Source organism: Pseudomonas sp. GD04019 (assembly GCF_029837695.1).
Classification (GTDB): Bacteria; Pseudomonadota; Gammaproteobacteria; order Pseudomonadales; family Pseudomonadaceae; genus Aquipseudomonas.
In genome coordinates this window covers 1-513 of the sequence record NZ_JAOEEA010000032.1, presented here as the reverse complement: position 1 = coordinate 513, position 513 = coordinate 1, and the positions used below count along the sequence as shown (strand labels likewise).

Annotated in this window: 1 protein-coding gene; it reads left to right on the top strand. The window is 61.6% G+C overall.

Annotated features, from left to right (window positions below):
* Nucleotides 1-513, top strand: a 513-nt coding sequence (locus N7607_RS23070; protein WP_279869502.1) for a transposase, incomplete at both ends; no start/stop codon positions are given.

Sequence of the window (513 nt, the reverse complement as noted above, 5' to 3'; positions counted from 1 at the left end):
GCCCACTACTGGGGGCGAATGGCGCAGGTGTGCGGGCACCGGGTGGTGCTATTGCATCCGCGCTACGTACGGCCCTATCGACGCCGCAACAAGACTGATCGCAATGACTGCGATGCCATTCTGGAGGCGGCACGTTGTCGTGGTATCCACCCCGTGCCGGTGAAGAGCCACGAACAGCAGCAATTACAGCAGCTGCACAACTTGCGTGAGACCTGGAAGCGCAGCCGGGTGCAACGCATCAACCTGATGCGTGGGATCTTGCGCGAGATGGGCATCGAGGCGCCGATAACTACGGCAGCGTTTTTGCGTGTGGCTTGTGAGTTGCTGGAGCGCCCGGAAGTTAGCGCCTTGCGCGGGGCACTGCAGGTGGTGCTGGGCGAGATCAACCTGTACGAGCAATCGATGCACGAGTGCGAGGAGCAACTGGCGCGCTGGCATGCTGAGGATGAAATCGTCCGCAAGCTCGACGAAGTCAGCGGCATCGGCCTGCTGACTGCCAGCGCCTTGAAAACC